The organism is Mycobacterium sp. Dal123C01 (assembly GCF_052566995.1).
Genome location: NZ_CP199580.1, coordinates 4,250,543 through 4,267,500, shown reverse-complemented (window position 1 = coordinate 4,267,500; position 16,958 = coordinate 4,250,543). Strand labels below are relative to the sequence as shown.

Here is a 16,958-nt window from a genome sequence, read left to right as displayed (position 1 = left end):
AATATCACCCTGAAATTCGCAGTGGGGTTAGGTTCGCGAAAAAGAGCGGATCAGCCCTTGGTTGCCGACCGTCCGGCGCGGCGGCCGTAGAAGCTGCCGTCTCCGAGTGAGACGCCGCTGGCATAACCCCAGGCGGCCAGCCCGGCGGTCGACCGGCCCGCGGCGAAGAGCCCCGGGATCGGTTCGCCGCTCACGTGCAGCACCTCGGCATCCAATGTGGTGGCCAGCCCGCCCAAGGTGAAGCCGCCAGTGTTCTCGCGCAGGTCGATCGCGCCCACCGGAGTGCCGATCGGTTTGATCCACTCCGGCTTCTTGTGCAGCAGCGGATCCTCACCGCGCGCGGCGCCGTCGTTGAAGGCCGCCACGGTCGCCTGCAGCGAACCGGGTGCCAAGCCGATGTCGCGCTCCAAATCGGCGACATTGTCGGCCACCCAGGTCGCCGGTCGCAGCATGAATTTGGGCGACCAGGACGCGTTCGCTTCCTCGTTGGCGTCGTTGTCGATGATCAGGTAGGCGGTGTTGTCCTGGTGATAGAGCGTGAGCTGCCCGATGCGGCCGGGGTAGGTGTCCTCGGCGACGTAGCGCTGACCACGGCCGTTGACCAGGATCCCGCGCACCAGCTGCTGAGGGTCGATGAAGATCGCGACCTCGGTGGCGTCCATGTGGGCCAGATCGGCGCCCAGCGCCTGCGCCATCCGGATCGCCTGCCCGTCGTGCTGCTCGATCGACGCGGCCGGGCGCCCGGCGATCCGCGGCGCATAGCGCGCCACCATCGCGTCGTTATAGGCGAAGCTTCCCGTCGCGAGCACGACCCCGGTGCGCGCGCGGATCGTCATCTCGGCGCCGTACTGGCGGGCGCGAATGCCGACCACCCTGCCGTCGGATTCCACGACCAGCCGCTGCACCCGCACGTCGTAGAGCGCGCGTGCGCCTGCCGCGGTTGCGGTTTCGACGAGAGGTTTCATCAGCATGTAACCCGCACTGGCTTCGCCCTGCTTTTTGTTCTGCATCTGCGGGACATGGCCGCGCGGGGCGGGGGAGGCGATGGTGTTGAACGGGTACGAATTCTCGCCGCCGCTGTACATCAGCCCCTGATCGCCCATCGGCTCCCAGCCGGGCTCGGAAAAGAACTCCGCCTTGAACGGCACCCCGCACCCGACCAGCCACTCGAAGTGGGCGACGCTGCCCGCGCAGTAATCGGCGATCCGGTTTTCGTCGGCGCCCGGCCCCATCGCCACGTTGAGGAACGCCGCCATGTTGTCGACGGAATCGGTGAAACCACAGGCGGTTTGCAGTGGTGTGCCACCGCCGAGGTAGATGAACCCACCGGCCATCGCCGCCGCGCCGCCCCAGGAACCGGTGCGTTCCAGCACCAAGACGTCGGCGCCGCAGCGGGTCGCTTCGACCGCGGCCGCCGCACCCGCGACGCCGTAACCGGCGATGACGACATCGGCCTCGTGATCCCACGACGTGATCGAGGAAGCCGCGACCGGCGTGACGTCGGTGTCGGGCGTCATAGCCGCATTGCCGCGGGCATTTCGCCGACCCACTGGTGTCCCCAGTAGCTGTCGGCTGTGATTTCCTCTGCCGTGTAATAGTTTTCGTCTACTCGCGCGCCTTCGGTGCCGAACTCGATGTCCCAATCGCCGGGTGCCCGGACGTAGAAGGAGATCATCTTGTCGTTGGTGTGGCGCCCGAGCGTGGACGACAACTGGAAGCCCTCGGCGTTGACCCGGTCCAGCGCCTGACCCACCGCATCGAGGGTGTCCGCCTCGACCATGATGTGGACCAGGCGCGGGTCGCGCATGTGTGCGGCCGGCACGATCGCCAGGCTGTGGTGGCGTTCGTTGATCCCGAGGAAGCGAACCCGCACCGGGCCAAACTCTTTCGGCAACGGCACCCGGAACGCGCCGCGGGAGCGGAAACCCAGGACGTCGGTGTAGAAGTCGAACAGCCCGTTGGGATCCATCGCGGGCACCACGACATGGCCCAGGCCCTGATCCCCGGTGACGAACCTCGCGCCGAACGGGGTGACGACCGGGCTGTGATCGAGCACCGCACCGTGGAATACCTCGACCGTGGTGCCGGCCGGGTCGTCGAAGGTGATCACCTCTTCGACCCGGCGGGCCTCGGCCTCGTCGACCGACAGTTGCTTGAACGGCACCCCGGCGCCGTCGAGGGCCGCTTTGATCCGCTGCAGCCCAGGGTGGTCGCGCACCTCCCAGCCGATGGTGAGCACCCGATCGGTCTCACCCGGCACCACGATCAGCCGCGCCGCGCGCTCGTCCATCCGGAGATAGAGCGCGGACTCGTCGGGGCCCTTGCCTTCGGCGAAACCCAGGACGCCGAAGGCGAAGCGGCGCCAGCGGTCGACGTCGTTGGTCGAGATGGTGATGTAGCCCAGGCTTTTCAGATCGCTCACTTCGTGCATCTCCTGCTCAGATCAGGGCCCGCAGCGGACCCTCGGGCGGATCAATGCCCAGCGAGCTGAGCGCCGACGCGTGATAGGTGGTACCGGGGACATGGATGGCGTGCAGTTGGCCGACGTGCATGTCACGCCAATAGCGTTGCAGCGGCTTGTCCATTCGGGCCGCGTTGCCGCCGGAGCGGGCGAAGATCTCGTCGACCGCCGACACCGCGCGCCATACCGCGCGGACTTGCGTGCGGCGCCCGGCCGCGCGGTCGGCGAAGGACACCTCCTTGCCGGCGGCGACCATGTCGTAGACGCGGTCGGCGTTGGCCAGCAGCTCCTGGCGGGCGGCATTGATGTCGGCGGCTGCCTCGCCGATCGCGTGCATGACGTAAGGGTCGTCCTTGATAGCCGTACCGGTGGCGCCGACGCGCTCTCGCTGGTAGTCCAGATGCGCGGCCAGCGCTCCCTCGGCGATGCCGATGGTCGCCGACGAGATGCCCAGCGGGAACATCGTCGACCACGGCATCAGATACAGCGGCTCGGTCATGCCGGCCTCGCGCTGGGCGGTGCCGTCCATCACCTTCGTCGCGTCCATCGTCCGATAGCTCGGGACGAACGCGTCCTTGACGACGATGTCCTTGGAGCCGGTTCCACGCAGCCCCACCACATTCCACGAGTCGTCGACGATCTCGTAATCCTTGCGCGGCAAAATCATGTGCAACATCTGGGGCGGCATCAGCGGGATGCCCTTGCTGTCACCGAGCATCGCGCCCAAGATGATCCAGTCGCAGTGATCGGTGCCCGAGCTGAACTGCCAGCGTCCGGTGAAGAGGTAGCCGCCGTCGACGGGCTTGGCGACGCCCTGTGGCGCGTAGGGGGATGCCATCCACGTGTCGACATCGTCGGCCCAGATCTCGGCGGAGACCTTCGGGTCGGCGTAGGCCAGCTGGTAGGGGTGTACGCCCACCACGCCGACGATCCAGCCGGCGGCCGGATCCAGGGCCGCCGTGGCCATCGTGGTCTCGGCGAACTCGCGCGGGTGAACCTCGAAGCCCTGATACTGCTTGGTCTGCAGTAGCCGAATGAGACCGGCACCCTTCATCAGCTTGACGGTGTCGTCGGTGAGCCGGCCGATTCTCTCGGCTTCCGCGGCCTGGTCGCGCAACTGATCGGCCATCGCCACGACCTGGTCGAGTACCCGCTGGCTCATATCGTTGTCCTTACGTGTGTGGGCTTAGTAATGGTCTACCGCAGTCCGGGTCTCGACTCGCCGGTGATCCCGGTGAGCGGGCGAAAATACGGGTCAGAACCTGCCCGGCCGGAGTGGGCGTCCGGTGACCGGGACGGCGCATACCCCGCGACGAACGGGCCAATACCGTGGGTTCTTGTGAATGATGCCGCCGATCAGCGTCTCGACGTCGTCGTGGTGGGCGCCGGGTTCGCCGGCTTATATGCCTTGCATACGCTGCGCGCGCAAGGGCTCTCGGTGCGAGTGCTCGAGGCCGCACCCGAGCTGGGGGGCACCTGGTACTACAACCGCTATCCGGGTGCACGCTGCGATGTCGAGAGCGTTGACTACTGCTACTCGTTCTCCGACGAACTCCAGCAGGAGTGGAGCTGGACAGAGAAGTACGCCACCCAAACCGAGATCCTCCACTACCTCAACTGGGTCGCCGACAAACTCGACCTGCGGCGTGACGTCGTCTTCGAGACCCGCGTGGACTCCGCCGTGCTCGACGAGACGACGCTGCGCTGGACGGTCACCACGGACACCGGTTCGGTGCTGTCGGCGCGGTTCTGTGTGATGGCAACGGGCCCGTTGTCGGCCGCGATGACCCCGAATTTCGCCGGCCTGGATACCTTCGCGGGCGAGACGTACCACACCGCGCACTGGCCGCATGATCCCGTCGACTTCGCCGGCAAGCGGGTCGCGGTCATCGGCACCGGATCCTCCGGCATCCAATCGATTCCGATCATCGCCGAGCAGGCCGCGCACTTGTACGTCTTCCAGCGCACCCCCAACTACAGCGTGCCCGCGGGCAACGCACCGTTATCCGGCGAAGAGCTCGATGAGATCAAGGCCGGCTACCCGCAGCGGCGCCGGTTGTCGTGGCGCAGCGGGGGCGGCTCCCCGCACATCGCCGCGGCCAAGCCGACCATGGAATTCACGTCGCAGGAGCGGCGTACGGCGTTCGAAAGACGATGGCAGCTGGGCGGCGTGCTGTTCTCGAAGACGTTCCCGGACCAGATGACCGACCTGGAAGCCAACGAAGAGGCGCGCAAGTTCTACGAGGAGAAGGTTCGGGCGGTCATCGACGATGCGACGGTCGCCGACCTGCTGATCCCCACCGACCATCCGATTGGGACCAAGCGAATCTGCACCGACAGCAACTACTTTCAGACGTTCAACCGGCCCAATGTGTCGTTGGTCAGCGTGCGCGACACACCGATCGAATCGGTGAACGCCGCGGGCATCCACACCGCCGATACGCACTACGGCCTTGACATGATCGTCCTGGCAACGGGTTTCGATGCGATGACGGGGGCGCTGGGTAGTATCGACATCGTTGGGCGCGGCGGTGCGATGTTGCGCGAGGACTGGGCGCACGGACCGCGCACCTATCTGGGATTGAGCGTCGACGGATTCCCCAATATGTTCTTGATCTCGGGCCCGGGCGCACCTGCGGTGCTGGCGAACATGGTGTTGCACGCCGAGGCGCAGGTGAATTGGGTCTCCCAGGCCATCGCCCACCTCGACAGCCAGGGTTATGCCGCCATCGAAGCGACCGTGGACAGTGTGGATGGCTGGGGCGCCGAATGCGCCCGGCGTGCCGAGACGACGTTGTTCACGAAGGCGAACTCGTGGTACATGGGCGCGAACGTGCCCGGAAAGCCAAGGGGCTTCCTGCTGTTCGTCGGCGGGTTCGCCACCTACAACGACATCTGTGCGGAGGTCGCCGACGCCGGCTACCAGGGCTTCGATTTGATCAAGCGATGACGGGATTACTCGACAAGGTCGTCGTGGTCACCGGCGCCGCAAAGGGGACCGGGCGGGTGCACTGTCAGCGCTTCGCCGACGAGGGCGCCGATGTGATCGCCCTGGATGTCGCGGCGCTTGCCGACGAGTTGGCCGATACCGCAAGGGAAGTCGAAAGCCGGGGCCGCCGCTGCGTCACGGGTTTCGCGGACGTGAGCGATCTGGCGGCCGTGACATCCGCGATCGACGGCGGTGTCGCCGAGTTGGGGCGGCTGGACGTCGTGATCGCCAATGCCGGTATCCACGTTCCGGGCGGCCCGTCATGGGAACTCGACCCGCGGGTGTGGCAGCGCACGCTGGATATCAACCTCACCGGGGTGTGGCACACCGTCAGAGCCAGCGTGCCGCACATCGGTGCCGACGGTGGATCCGTCGTCCTGATCAGCTCCACCAACGGCCTGCGCGGCACCGCCAACACCGCTCACTACACGGCCAGCAAGCACGCGGTGGTCGGATTGGCGCGCACGCTCGCCAACGAGCTGGGACCGCGCGGTATTCGGGTCAATACCGTGCATCCGGGGCCGGTCGCGACACCCATGGTGCTCAACGAGCAGATGTACCGGAAGCTGCGGCCCGACCTGGCCAACCCGACGGCGGCCGACGCGGCCGCGGTCCTCCAGGCCCGCAACCTGCTGCCGGTCCCGTGGGTGGAGCCCGTCGACGTGGCCAACGCCGTCGTGTTCCTGGCCTCGGCCGAGGGCCGGTACATCACCGGTACCCAGCTCGTGGTCGACGCCGGCCTGACGCAGAAGACGACATGACCGGACGACTCGAAGGCAAGGTTGCCCTGATCACCGGCGCGGCCCGGGGAATCGGTTGCGCACAGGCGGTGCGGTTCGCCCAGGAGGGCGCCGACATCGTGGCGCTGGACGTGTGTGGCCCCGTCGAGACCGTGGTGATCCCGCACAGCACGCCGGCGGACCTCGAGCAGACGGCCGCATTGGTAGCCGCCACCGGCGCGCGGGTGCACACCGAAATCGTCGACGTGCGCGACCTCGCCGGTGTGCAAGCCGCGACCGACCGCGGTGTCGAGCGGTTCGGCGGCTTGGACGTGGTGTGCACCACGGCCGGAATCACCTCCCGCGGATTGGCGGTCGACCTGAACGAAAACACCTGGCGCACCATGCTGGACGTCAACCTCACCGGGGTATGGCACACATGTCGCGCCGGTGCACCGCACCTGATCGCGCGCGGTGCCGGCGCGATGGTGCTGACGAACTCCATTGCCGGACTTCGTGGGCTGGTCGGGATCGCCCATTACACGGCCGCCAAGCACGGCGTCGTCGGCCTGATGCGTAGCCTGGCCAATGAGCTTGCGCCGCACAATGTTCGGGTCAACTGCGTGCACCCGACCAATGTCGACACGCCGATGATCCACAACGACGCTGTCAGTAGTGCATTCCGGCCCGACCTGGGCCGGCCGCCCACGCGTACGGAATTCGCCGAGGCGGCGGAGGCGATGAATATGCTTGCGGTGCCGTGGATCGACCCGGTGGATGTCGCCAACGCCACGCTGTTCCTGGCCTCCGACGAGGCGCGTTACATCACCGCGATAATCCTGCCCGTCGACGCGGGTGCCACCCAGCGATGAGGAGACGACTGTGACGGAGCTTGCGGCTTTGGCGGCCCGGCTGCGCCGGCTCGAGGACGACCGCGACATCAGGCAGTTGATCGCGTCCTACGGCCCCGCGGTCGACGCCGGTGATCCGGAGGCCACCGCGCGCCTGTGGGCGACTGACGGCATCTATGACGTCGACGGCTGGCGGATGGAGGGCCGGGCCGACGTGCACGCGATGATCAGCTCGCAGGCCCACCAGAAGTTGGTGGCCAAGGGCTGCTGTCATTTCCTCGGGCCATGCGTCGTCACCGTCACCGGCGATGAGGCGGTGGTGGTGTGCGAATCTCTGGTGCTCGTCCGCGACGGCGACGGTTATCGGGTATGGCGTGCCACCGCGCACCATTTCGCGCTGCGGCGCATCGACGACCAGTGGCAGATCAGCATCCGCACCAGCCGAGTGCTCGACGGCAATCCCGATGCGCACGCGTTGCTGACGAAAGGCCTTGCGGGAGCTCCCTAACTACGTGCGGGACAGGAATCCCAGCACCGTGCTTTCGAACGCCGCCTTGGCTTCGATCATCGCCCAGTGCCCGGAGTTGGGGAAGATATGCAGTTCCGCGTTGGGGATGGTGCGCATCGGGATCAGTGCCATGTCGGGCGGGCTCACCCGATCGTCGCGGCCCCACGTCAGCAGCGTGGGTGCGGCCACCTTGTGCATGACCGCCCAGGGGAAAGGCCGGTCCGAGGCGCTCATCGCGGAGTTCATCGCCGCGAACGCCGCCTTGCCGTACATCCGGCGCGCGGCGGCCAGCGTGACGGGGTCGGTGGCCAGCTGCCAGCGTTCCTCGATGAGCTCGTCGGTGATCAACGATTGGTCGTACACCATCGACTTGAGCCAGTCGACGAGCCGTTGCCGAGTCGGGTCTTCGACGAACTCCTGCAGCAGCCGGATCCCCTCACTGGGACTGGGCGTGAAGATGTTGGTGCCGATGCCGCCGATGGTCACCAGTCGGTCGATGCGATCGGGATTCTGGATGGCGAAGTTGATGCCGACGCCGCCACCCATCGAGTTGCCGACGATGTGTGCCTTTTCGACTCCGAGTGCATCCAGGAAAGGCGGGACGGCGCCGAACGCGCTGACCATCGGGTGGCCGCCGAAGTCGTCGGTGACCCCGAAACCGGGGAATTCCAGGATCAGGCAGCGGAAGCGCTCGGCGAACGTGGGCAGGATTCCGCGGAAGTTACGCCAGCCGGTGACACCGGGGCCGGAGCCGTGCAGGAACAGCAGCACCGGACCGGAATCGGGCCCGCTGTCGTAGTAGCGCAAAGCGCCCTTCGGGGTGTCGATTTCACGCAGGTCGTGCTCGACGGTCGCTGGAGGAGTATTTGCCACGGATGTCACCCTGCCATGTCGCCGTGCGGCGCGTGAGCGGTGTTCCGCTGATCGGCAGCCGGGCCGGCGCGTGGCACAGGAAAGCGACTGCGCCGCGACTACGGCGTCGAATGTGCACTGACGGCGTTGAGTGTGCGCTCAGGGCGGGAAATTCGCCGATTCTTCGCCCTGGTTGCACCCTCGAAGCCCAGGTTGCACGCTCGACGATCCGGGGTGTCCCGGTTCGCGCGAGAATGACTGTGCGCCAAGGACTCAGGTGCTTGGGGAGGGCCGGGCCATCGCGGAATCGGCGGCTGCCCAATCGGTCGACACTTTGCGGTGCTTGATCAGCCAGGTGTCACTGTCGGGCACCAAGGTGTCGCGATAACGGCCGAAGTGGTCGAGCCCGATATGGGTGACGACGGTGAAGTAGCAGGAGACCCGTGCTTCGTCGGGTGTCAGCGCGGTGAACAGGATGTTGGCGACGTTGTGCCGAACCACCGGCTTGATGTCTGCGTCGACCGCGATCTTCCCGGTGACACCGCCGAGGAATGCCGTGATCTCGGATCGGCCGCGCAGCGGTTCGGCACCGCGAATCTCGAGAACGCCGTCTACGCAGAATGTCTCGGCTAGCGCCTCGAGCCGGCCGGCGTCACCCGACCAGTTGTATCGGGCGAGAGTGTCACGGATCTGCTCACGGGCCACCAGCTCCCACATCTCCATCGTCATGACTCCTCGCCCGACCGCAGGTACCGCGTACCGCTAGCACCCTAGTCAGGGTCGTGAGAACGCACGTGCGCCTTTACTTGACGATGCGAGGCCGGAAGCCCTGCAGGGGCTTGGGCGTGACGCCGTTCAGGTCGAAGACCGCGATCATGGCCCGCAGCAGAGCCGGGGACCAATCATCGAGCGGGTGCGCGTCTATCCGAGCGAGCACCTCGTGGCGGAGGTACTCGATGTTCGTCGGGGGCTGGTGATCGGTCATGGCCGCGCCTATCGCTCTCAGCTCCTGGGGCAGACATTAGGTTGTTCTTTGACGCTAGGGCGGATGCGTCGTCGATGTATAGGCAACTTGTCAGATTCAAATCTCTCTCAAGGAATAGTGCCTGCGGTTACGCGCGCCGACGTCCCGAGCCGGGAATGAATGGCGGCGCGACATGGTAGAACAACGCATGGAGCTCAACGACGCCGCACGACATCTCATCGGCAAGGGTGCGGATGCCACCCTCGTCACCATCAATCCCGACGGCAGCCCCCAGGTGAGCTTGGTCTGGGTCGCTTTGCAGTCGACGCCGGACGGGGACGAGCTCGTCAGCGCCCATCTGGGCGTACACAAAAAGGTCCGCAACGTTCGCAACGATCCCCGGGTCGCCGTCACGATCGCGGCGCTGGACCAGGCGGGCCAAGGAATGCGGCCCTACCTCTCCATCGCCGGGACCGCACGGATCGTCGAGGGCGGTGCCCCCGAGCTACTGAAGGAGCTCAACCCGGTCTTGGGGGACCCGAACATGAATTTCCCGCCGGACAACGCGCCGCCGGGATTCCTCACCCGCATCCACATCGATAAGGTCGGCGGCATGGGGCCCTGGGTAGCCTGACCTCAACGTATTGCCACTTCCGCTACCCGGAGTAGCGCAATACAGTGGGTGGATGAAGCCCGGTGACGATGGCAAGCACCTGCGGACCTGTCCACTGTGTGAAGCCATGTGCGGCTTGGAGATTCATGTCGCAGCCGGCGCGGTTACCGGCATTCGTGGCAACCGCGACGACGTGTGGAGCCGCGGTCATCTCTGCCCGAAGGGCGTCTCGCTGGGCGCCGTGCACCATGACCCGGACCGCATTCGCAGCCCGATGATCAAGGTCGACGGGGCCTGGCAGGAGGTCAGCTGGGACAGGGCGTTTCGCCGGTGCACCGAGTTGCTGACGCCGGTGATCGACAAATACGGAATTGGCGCGGTCACCGCCTACACCGGCAACCCGCTGGCGCACTCGTTTTCACTGGCCCGGTACGCCGGTGTGTTGATGGGCATGTCCGGGATGCCGGTCACATATTCGCCGGGGACAGTCGACCAATGGCCCAAGAACCTGTCGTCGCACCTGATGTATGGCCTGTGGTGGAACTTCCCCGTGCCCGACATCGAGCGCACCGACCTAATGGTCATCATGGGCGCCAACCCTGCCGCGTCCCAGGGCTCGCTGCTGGCCGCGCCCGACGTGATGGGCCTGATCAACGGAATTCGTAAACGCGGCAAGGTGATCGTGATCGACCCGGTGCGCACACAGACCGCGGCCCACGCCGACGAGTGGCTGCCGATCGTCCCCGGCACCGATGCGGCACTGCTGTTGGCGGTCGCCCACACACTCTTTGATGAGGGCTTAGTCAACCCCGGGCCACACGTTGACGGCGTCGACACGATGCGCCGGGTTGCCGCGGACTGGCCGCCGGAGCGGGTCAGTTCCGTTACCGGCATTGACGAAGACCGCATCCGGCGTTTGGCACGTGAACTCGCCGGCGCCGAGAAATCGGTGGTGTACGGCCGAATTGGCCTGTGTAACCAAGAATTTGGCAGCCTGGCCAGCTGGCTGGTCGATGTGATCAACATTTTGACCGGCCATTTCGACACTCCCGGCGGCGCAATGTTCCCCAAGCCGGCGGCCTGGTCGATCACTACGCAGCCGCTGCCCGGCCTGGAGGGTGGCCTCCCCGAATTCGGCCGCTGGCACACCCGGGTGCGCGGCGCCAAGGAAGTCCTCGGCCAGGCCCCGGTGTCGTGCATGACCGAAGAAATCGCCACACCCGGCGACGGACAGCTCAAGGCGCTGATCACCATTGCGGGCAACCCGGTGTTGTCCACACCTGGCGGCGACAAGCTCGACGAAGTGCTGCCGATGCTGGAAGCGATGATCTCCGTTGACCTTTGGCTCAACGAGACGACGCGTCATGCCGATGTGATCCTGCCTGGGCTGTCACCGCTGGAGCAGCCGCACCACGACGATCTGATCCTGCTGTTCGCGATCCGCAGCATCGCGAACTATTCCGCGCCGGTCTTCGATCCGGGCGACCGCCCGCACGAATGGGAGATCCTGATTCGACTGACCGGCTTGTGCACCGGCACACCGGCCGAGGATGTCGACGTCGCCGCGATCGACGATGGCTTTTTCGATTATCTGGCCTTCACCCGAGGCGTCGACGGCGCCGAGATCCGCAAGCTGTACGACGATGCCGGTTTGACAGGCGGCCCCGAGCGGATGCTGGACCTCACGCTGAGAACCGGCCCGTTCGGGGATCAGTACGGCAAGAACCTCGGCGGGCTCACGTTGGACTTGCTCAAGGCCAACCCGAACGGCATCGACTTCGGGCCGATGGTGCCGCAGCTGCCAGACATCCTGGGTACCCCGGACAAGAAGATCCGGCTCGCTCCGCAGTACCTGCTCGATGACTTGCCGCGACTGGCCGCGCGGCTGGAGCGACCCGCCGAGCCGCTGGTCCTGGTCAGCCGTCGACACCTGCGGTCGAACAACACCTGGCTGCACAACGTGCCCGCGTTGATGAAGGGCAAGGACCGGTGCACGTTGCTGATCCATCCCGACGACGCGATGCGCTGTGGCGTCTCCGACAATGACGTCGTCACCGTGAAATCGGAGGCCGGCGAGATCAAAGTGCCCGTCGAGATCACCGACGCGATCAAACCCGGCGTGGTGTCGATGCCGCACGGCTGGGGACATGGCAAGCCGGGCACTCGCATGTCGGTGGCTAACGGCTCACCAGGCGCCAACACCAATGCGCTGTCCCTACCGACATTTATCGACGAGCCATCCGGCAACGGAGCCCTCAACGGGATTCCGGTGACGATTATCGAGGATCGCGCTCGATTCCGGCCCGGTGTGGCCAGCAGCTGACCGGCAAGATCAAGACTCAACGACCTGTGCTCTAGTTCATCTTCACCATGTTTGCTGAACCGTCCTGGGCCCGCCCTCGTAGGGATAGGCATAACTGCAACATCACGTCTCGTCGTCCTGCTGCAGTGGTGAAGGGGAGAAGCCGTGTACTACTACCTGTTCATCGTCGCCATCGCCGTTGAACGCCTGGTCGGACTCGTCGTCGCACACCGAAACGCCGCGTGGTCAATTGCCCGAGGGGGCAAGGAATTCGGTCTCGACCACTTTCCGGCGATGGTCAGCGTTCATGCGTTGCTGCTGATGTCGTGTCTGGTGGAAGTCTGGTCCCTGGGACGCCCATTCGTCCCGTGGCTGGGCTGGCCGATGGTTGCCGTCGTGGTGCTCAGCGTCGCTGTCCGCTGGCGCTGCATTGCCGTCCTGGGCAAACACTGGAATCCACGGCTCATCGTGATCCCGGGTGCGCCGCTGGTTCGGCGCGGCCCGTATCGATGGGTACGTCACCCCGATTACATCGCGGTAGTAGCGGAGGTGGCGGCGCTGCCGCTGGTCCACTCGGCGTGGCTGACGGCGATCGTGTTCACCCTTGCCAACGCGCTGGTGCTCAACCAGCGGATCCGGCTGGAGAATGCCGCATTGGCCTACGTCTGAGCGGTCAGGGCGCGAGAGGCCGGTTCGTCCACTCCCGGTCGGGCCGCCGGGAAGAGCGAAACCATCCGCCCGCCGCGCCGGTGCCGCCATCGGTCGGGATCGTGTGGCCGGTGACGAACGCCGACAGCTCCGAGGCCAAAAACAGGATTACGCGGGCCTGGTCCTCGGGCAGTCCCATCCGTCCGGCCGGAACCCACTGCGGCCACTGTTTCTGCTCCTCGTCGGAGAGCCACTGCGAGTAGGGCACCTGCAGTGACTCGGTCACGTCGGGGCCGATCGCGTTGACCCGCACACCATCCCGGCCCACCTGGACCGCCAGGCTGCGGGTGAAGTGGATGACGGCCGCCTTGAACGCGGCGTAGACCGGATCCTCGGGGTATCCGCGCAACCCTTCGAGGGAGGAGACGTTCACGATCGAGCCGCTGTGCTGGGCGATCATCGCCGGCAGGAACGCGTGAGTGACCAGAAAGACGTGGTGCAGATTGATCCGGTAGAGCTCATCCCACAACTGCGGGTCGGTGTCGACGAAATCGCCCGGGTGGCGCAGCCAGTGGCCGACATTGTTGACCAACACGTCTATCCGCCCGCACCGATCCAGCACCGATCGTGCGAGGGCGGTGACCTGATCGGCGTCGCGCACGTCGGTGACGAGCGGCAGGGCAGACCCGCCCGATGTCGTGATCAGGTCGGCGGTCCGTTGAGCAAGCTCGACATCGATATCGACGACGGCTACCTCGGCGCCGTGTTGGGCGAACAGCCGCGCGGTTGCCGCGCCGATACCGCCGCCGGCGCCGGTTACCACCGCGACCCGGTCGGCCAGCAACGGGCCAGGGTGAGTTGACTGTTCCATGCTCACATCTTCGAGCACTCGCTGAGACTGATTGGCACCGAGGCCGGCAGATCACGAAATCGATTGCACTGCAGATCTAGAACGCGCCGGCGCGCTCGCGCATGGGCGGCGGGTTGGCTGCGGCGGTGCGATCGAAACCGGTTGAATCCTCGGCGTGCCACGGGCCCCCCCAATGCGACACAGCCGGTAACCCGTATCGGCAACCCTTGCCCCGATCCGCTCGGACGCCGATACAGTGGGGCTCGTGACCCGAGCAGCCCTACCCGCGCTGACCGTGCGGTACGAGGGATCCGAGCGGACCTTCGCACCCGGCAACGATGTGGTCATCGGGCGTGACTTGCGGGCCGACGTCCGCGTCGCGCACCCGCTGATATCCCGGATCCACCTGATATTGCGCTTCGATCAGGGCCGGTGGGTCGCCATCGACAACGGCAGCCTCAATGGTCTGTACGTCAACAACCGTCGGGTACCGGCCACCGACATCCAGGACGGCCAGCGGGTGAATATCGGCAACCCGGACGGGCCGGCGGTGACCTTCGAGGTCGGTCGCCATCAGGGTTCAGCCGGGACCCCGCCGTTGACGCAGTCCATGCCGATTGCCAACCCGCTTACCGCGCCACACGATCCACGGCCGGCCCAGGGACGTCCACCGACCAGCCCGGGGTGGCCGGGTCAGCAACAGCAGCCGCCGGCCAGCCCGTCGCGGCCGATGCCGTCGTATCCACCGTCAGGGCCGCAGTCCGGCCCACCGTCGGGGCCACTGCCGACGTATCCGACCGGGTCGCAGCCGAGCCATCCGACAGGCGCGCAACCGAGCAGTCCGACGGGCGCGCAACCGAGCCCTCCGACGGGGTCGCAGCCTCATCACCCGACCGGTACACACCCGGCGGGACCGCCCAGCGCACCGATATCGCCGCCGCACATCTACCGGCCCCAACCCGTGCAGGTTTCCCCGGCCCCGGCGGCCGACCCCCCGACCGCCATGACGGGCCGGGTCGGCGGCGACGCATCGAACCTCGCGACATCGATGATGAAGATCCTGCGGCCGGGCAAGGCGGAAGCGGAGACACCGGGCGCAATCAAAATCGGCCGGGCCAACGACAACGACATCGTCATTCCCGAGGTGCTGGCGTCGCGCCACCACGCGACCCTGATTCCGACGCCGGGTGGCACGGAAATTCATGACAACCGCAGCATCAACGGCACTTTCGTCAACGGTGCCCGCGTCGACTCCGCGCTGCTGAACGACGGCGACGTCGTCACGATCGGCAACATCGACCTGGTGTTCTCGGGCGGCGGGCTGGCCCGTCGGGACGCCGATACCGCGGCCCAGACCCGCCTCGGCGGCCTGGATGTGCGCGGGGTGACGTGGACGATCGAAAACAACAAGACCCTCTTGGACGACATCTCGTTGGGCGCGAGTCCCGGAACGCTGACCGCGGTGATCGGTCCGTCGGGTGCCGGCAAGTCGACCTTCGCCAGGTTGGTGGCCGGCTACACGCACCCAAGCACCGGCTCGGTGGCGTTCGAGGGCCACAACGTGCACGCCGAGTACGCGTCGCTGCGCAGCAGGATCGGCATGGTGCCGCAGGACGACGTGGTGCATGGTCAGCTGACGGTGAGCCAGGCGCTGGGGTATGCGGCCGAACTGCGGCTGCCACCGGACACCACGAAGGATGACCGCGAGCAGGTGGTTGCCCGGGTGCTCGAGGAACTCGAGATGACCCAGCACCTGCAGACGCGGGTGGACAAGCTGTCCGGCGGCCAGCGCAAGCGCGCGTCGGTGGCGCTGGAGCTGCTGACCGGGCCGTCGCTGCTGATCCTCGACGAGCCGACATCCGGCCTGGACCCCGCGCTGGACCGGCAGGTCATGACCATGCTGCGGCAGTTGGCCGATGCCGGTCGCGTGGTGCTCGTCGTCACCCACTCGCTGACGTACCTGGACGTATGCGATCAGGTTCTGCTGCTGGCCCCCGGCGGCAAGACCGCATTCTCCGGGCCGCCCAGCCAGATCGGCCTCGCCATGGGGACGACGAACTGGGCCGATATCTTCAGCTCGGTCGCCGGAGACCCCGACGCGGCCAAGGCCCGGTACCTGGCCCAGACGGGCCCGCCGCCACCACCACCACCGGCGGAGAAGCCCGCCGAGATCGGCGATCCGTCGCACACGAGTCTGTTCCGGCAGTTCTCCACCATCGCGAGACGACAGATCCGGTTGATCGTGTCCGACCGCGGCTATTTCGCTTTCTTGGCACTGTTGCCGTTCATCATGGGTTCGCTGTCGATGTCGGTGCCCGGCGACGTCGGTTTCGGCATTCCGAACCCGATGGGCAACGCGCCCACCGAACCTGGACAGATCCTGGTGCTGCTCAATGTCGGCGCGGTCTTCATGGGCACCGCGCTAACGATCCGCGACCTGATCGGGGAGCGCGCCATCTTCCTGCGCGAACAAGCCGTTGGGCTGTCCACTTCGGCGTACTTGTTGGCGAAGGTCTGTGTCTACACCGTGTTCGCGATCGTTCAGTCGGCGATCGTGACCGTTATCGCGCTCCTGGGCAAGGGCGGCCCGACGCAGGGCGCCGTGGCATTGGGCAAGCCCGGCCTTGAGCTGTTCGTCGATGTCGCTGCGACCACCGTCGCCTCGGCGATGCTCGGGTTGGCGTTGTCGTCCCTCGCCAAATCCAACGACCAGATCATGCCGCTGCTGGTGGTGGCGGTCATGTCGCAACTCGTGTTCTCCGGCGGCATGATTCCCGTCACCGCGCGCCTCGGGCTCGACCAGATGTCCTGGGCCACACCGGCGAGGTGGGGGTTCGCGGCCTCTGCCTCCACCATCGACCTGATCAAATTGGAGCCTGGGCCCCAAGTCCCGAAGGATTCACACTGGCACCACAATGCCGCCACCTGGTGGTTCGACATGGGCATGCTGTTCGCAATCAGCGCTGCGTATCTTCTGTTCGTGCGCTGGAAGATTCGCCTCAAGGGCGGCCGTTGATCACCCGTCGCTAGGCCCCCTTGCGGACCACCTGCTCGGCGGCGTCGCGCATCCGGTCTGATAGTTGAAGAAGATCATGCTCGCCCACCCCCTGGGGCAGGGTGTACGCCAGCTGACGTAATTCGACGGCATAGTTGCGTAACTCCTGGCGGAGGCGCGTCTCAATAGTGGGCATGACGTCTCCC

The 16,958-nt window shown here is 66.3% G+C and carries 16 protein-coding genes; 8 read left to right on the top strand and 8 right to left on the bottom strand.

Features of this window, described 5'->3' with window-relative positions; genetic code table 11:
• Positions 1-50 precede the first annotated feature (50 nt).
• From ACTXG5_RS20110 to ACTXG5_RS20100, 3 genes are read right to left on the bottom strand one after another with little or no spacing between them, the layout of a single operon-like run.
• The gene (locus ACTXG5_RS20110; protein ID WP_445160466.1) at positions 51-1,517 is read right to left on the bottom strand and encodes an FAD-dependent oxidoreductase; all 1,467 of its coding nucleotides are present in this window, start codon (positions 1,515-1,517) and stop codon (positions 51-53) included.
• Positions 1,514-2,422, bottom strand: coding sequence for a biphenyl-2,3-diol 1,2-dioxygenase (gene bphC / locus ACTXG5_RS20105; RefSeq protein WP_445160465.1), 909 nt, complete (start codon positions 2,420-2,422; stop codon positions 1,514-1,516). The genes ACTXG5_RS20110 and bphC overlap by 4 nt, the downstream gene beginning before the upstream one ends.
• Before the next feature lie 16 nt (positions 2,423-2,438).
• Positions 2,439-3,623 carry an acyl-CoA dehydrogenase family protein gene (locus ACTXG5_RS20100; RefSeq protein ID WP_445160464.1) on the bottom strand — a complete coding sequence of 395 codons (1,185 nt, stop codon included), beginning with the start codon at positions 3,621-3,623 and terminating at the stop codon, positions 2,439-2,441.
• A 177-nt stretch (positions 3,624-3,800) separates the two neighbouring features.
• On the opposite strand from ACTXG5_RS20100, the gene ACTXG5_RS20095 reads away from it, so the two are divergent.
• The 4 genes from ACTXG5_RS20095 to ACTXG5_RS20080 are packed head-to-tail and all read left to right on the top strand — an operon-like array spanning position 3,801 to position 7,528.
• Positions 3,801-5,411: a flavin-containing monooxygenase gene (locus ACTXG5_RS20095; protein ID WP_445160463.1), complete on the top strand. Its 1,611-nt coding sequence runs from the start codon at positions 3,801-3,803 to the stop codon at positions 5,409-5,411.
• On the top strand, positions 5,408-6,211 hold the full coding sequence (locus ACTXG5_RS20090; protein ID WP_445160462.1) for a mycofactocin-coupled SDR family oxidoreductase: 804 nt from the start codon (positions 5,408-5,410) through the stop codon (positions 6,209-6,211). The genes ACTXG5_RS20095 and ACTXG5_RS20090 overlap by 4 nt, the downstream gene beginning before the upstream one ends.
• Positions 6,208-7,041 (top strand): mycofactocin-coupled SDR family oxidoreductase, encoded by an 834-nt coding sequence (locus ACTXG5_RS20085; RefSeq protein WP_445160461.1) that lies wholly within the window; start codon positions 6,208-6,210, stop codon positions 7,039-7,041. Before ACTXG5_RS20090 ends, ACTXG5_RS20085 begins: the two co-directional genes overlap by 4 nt.
• Before the next feature lie 10 nt (positions 7,042-7,051).
• The gene (locus tag ACTXG5_RS20080; RefSeq protein ID WP_445160460.1) at positions 7,052-7,528 is read left to right on the top strand and encodes a nuclear transport factor 2 family protein; all 477 of its coding nucleotides are present in this window, start codon (positions 7,052-7,054) and stop codon (positions 7,526-7,528) included.
• Here the strand turns inward: ACTXG5_RS20080 and ACTXG5_RS20075 are convergent, their stop codons facing one another.
• The 3 genes from ACTXG5_RS20075 to ACTXG5_RS20065 all read right to left on the bottom strand — a co-directional run bounded on the left by ACTXG5_RS20075 (position 7,529) and on the right by ACTXG5_RS20065 (position 9,365).
• Positions 7,529-8,401 carry an alpha/beta fold hydrolase gene (locus ACTXG5_RS20075; protein ID WP_445160459.1) on the bottom strand — a complete coding sequence of 291 codons (873 nt, stop codon included), beginning with the start codon at positions 8,399-8,401 and terminating at the stop codon, positions 7,529-7,531.
• A 252-nt stretch (positions 8,402-8,653) separates the two neighbouring features.
• Positions 8,654-9,103, bottom strand: a complete 450-nt coding sequence (locus ACTXG5_RS20070; protein ID WP_445164511.1) for a nuclear transport factor 2 family protein — start codon at positions 9,101-9,103, stop codon at positions 8,654-8,656.
• A gap of 79 nt (positions 9,104-9,182) precedes the next feature.
• The gene (locus tag ACTXG5_RS20065; RefSeq protein WP_445160458.1) at positions 9,183-9,365 is read right to left on the bottom strand and encodes a hypothetical protein; all 183 of its coding nucleotides are present in this window, start codon (positions 9,363-9,365) and stop codon (positions 9,183-9,185) included.
• Positions 9,366-9,552: 187 nt separating this feature from the next.
• On the opposite strand from ACTXG5_RS20065, the gene ACTXG5_RS20060 reads away from it, so the two are divergent.
• The 3 genes from ACTXG5_RS20060 to ACTXG5_RS20050 all read left to right on the top strand — a co-directional run bounded on the left by ACTXG5_RS20060 (position 9,553) and on the right by ACTXG5_RS20050 (position 12,928).
• On the top strand, positions 9,553-9,978 hold the full coding sequence (locus ACTXG5_RS20060) for a TIGR03618 family F420-dependent PPOX class oxidoreductase (protein ID WP_445164510.1): 426 nt from the start codon (positions 9,553-9,555) through the stop codon (positions 9,976-9,978).
• A 52-nt stretch (positions 9,979-10,030) separates the two neighbouring features.
• A complete protein-coding gene (locus ACTXG5_RS20055; RefSeq protein ID WP_445160457.1) occupies positions 10,031-12,280 on the top strand; it encodes a molybdopterin-dependent oxidoreductase in 2,250 nt (749 codons plus the stop codon).
• Positions 12,281-12,424: 144 nt separating this feature from the next.
• Positions 12,425-12,928 (top strand): isoprenylcysteine carboxyl methyltransferase family protein, encoded by a 504-nt coding sequence (locus tag ACTXG5_RS20050; protein WP_445160456.1) that lies wholly within the window; start codon positions 12,425-12,427, stop codon positions 12,926-12,928.
• Positions 12,929-12,932: 4 nt separating this feature from the next.
• Here ACTXG5_RS20050 and ACTXG5_RS20045 read toward each other — a convergent pair whose 3' ends face one another.
• Positions 12,933-13,778 (bottom strand): SDR family NAD(P)-dependent oxidoreductase, encoded by an 846-nt coding sequence (locus tag ACTXG5_RS20045; protein WP_445160455.1) that lies wholly within the window; start codon positions 13,776-13,778, stop codon positions 12,933-12,935.
• A gap of 235 nt (positions 13,779-14,013) precedes the next feature.
• Here ACTXG5_RS20045 and ACTXG5_RS20040 point away from each other — a divergent pair, with 235 nt between their 5' ends.
• Complete coding sequence (locus ACTXG5_RS20040; RefSeq protein WP_445160454.1) at positions 14,014-16,773, top strand: FHA domain-containing protein; 2,760 nt, start codon at positions 14,014-14,016, stop codon at positions 16,771-16,773.
• A gap of 10 nt (positions 16,774-16,783) precedes the next feature.
• On the opposite strand, the gene ACTXG5_RS20035 is transcribed toward ACTXG5_RS20040, so the two are convergent.
• Entirely contained in the window at positions 16,784-16,948 is a 165-nt protein-coding gene (locus tag ACTXG5_RS20035) for a hypothetical protein (protein WP_445160453.1), read from the bottom strand.
• Between the last annotated feature and the right edge of the window lie 10 nt (positions 16,949-16,958).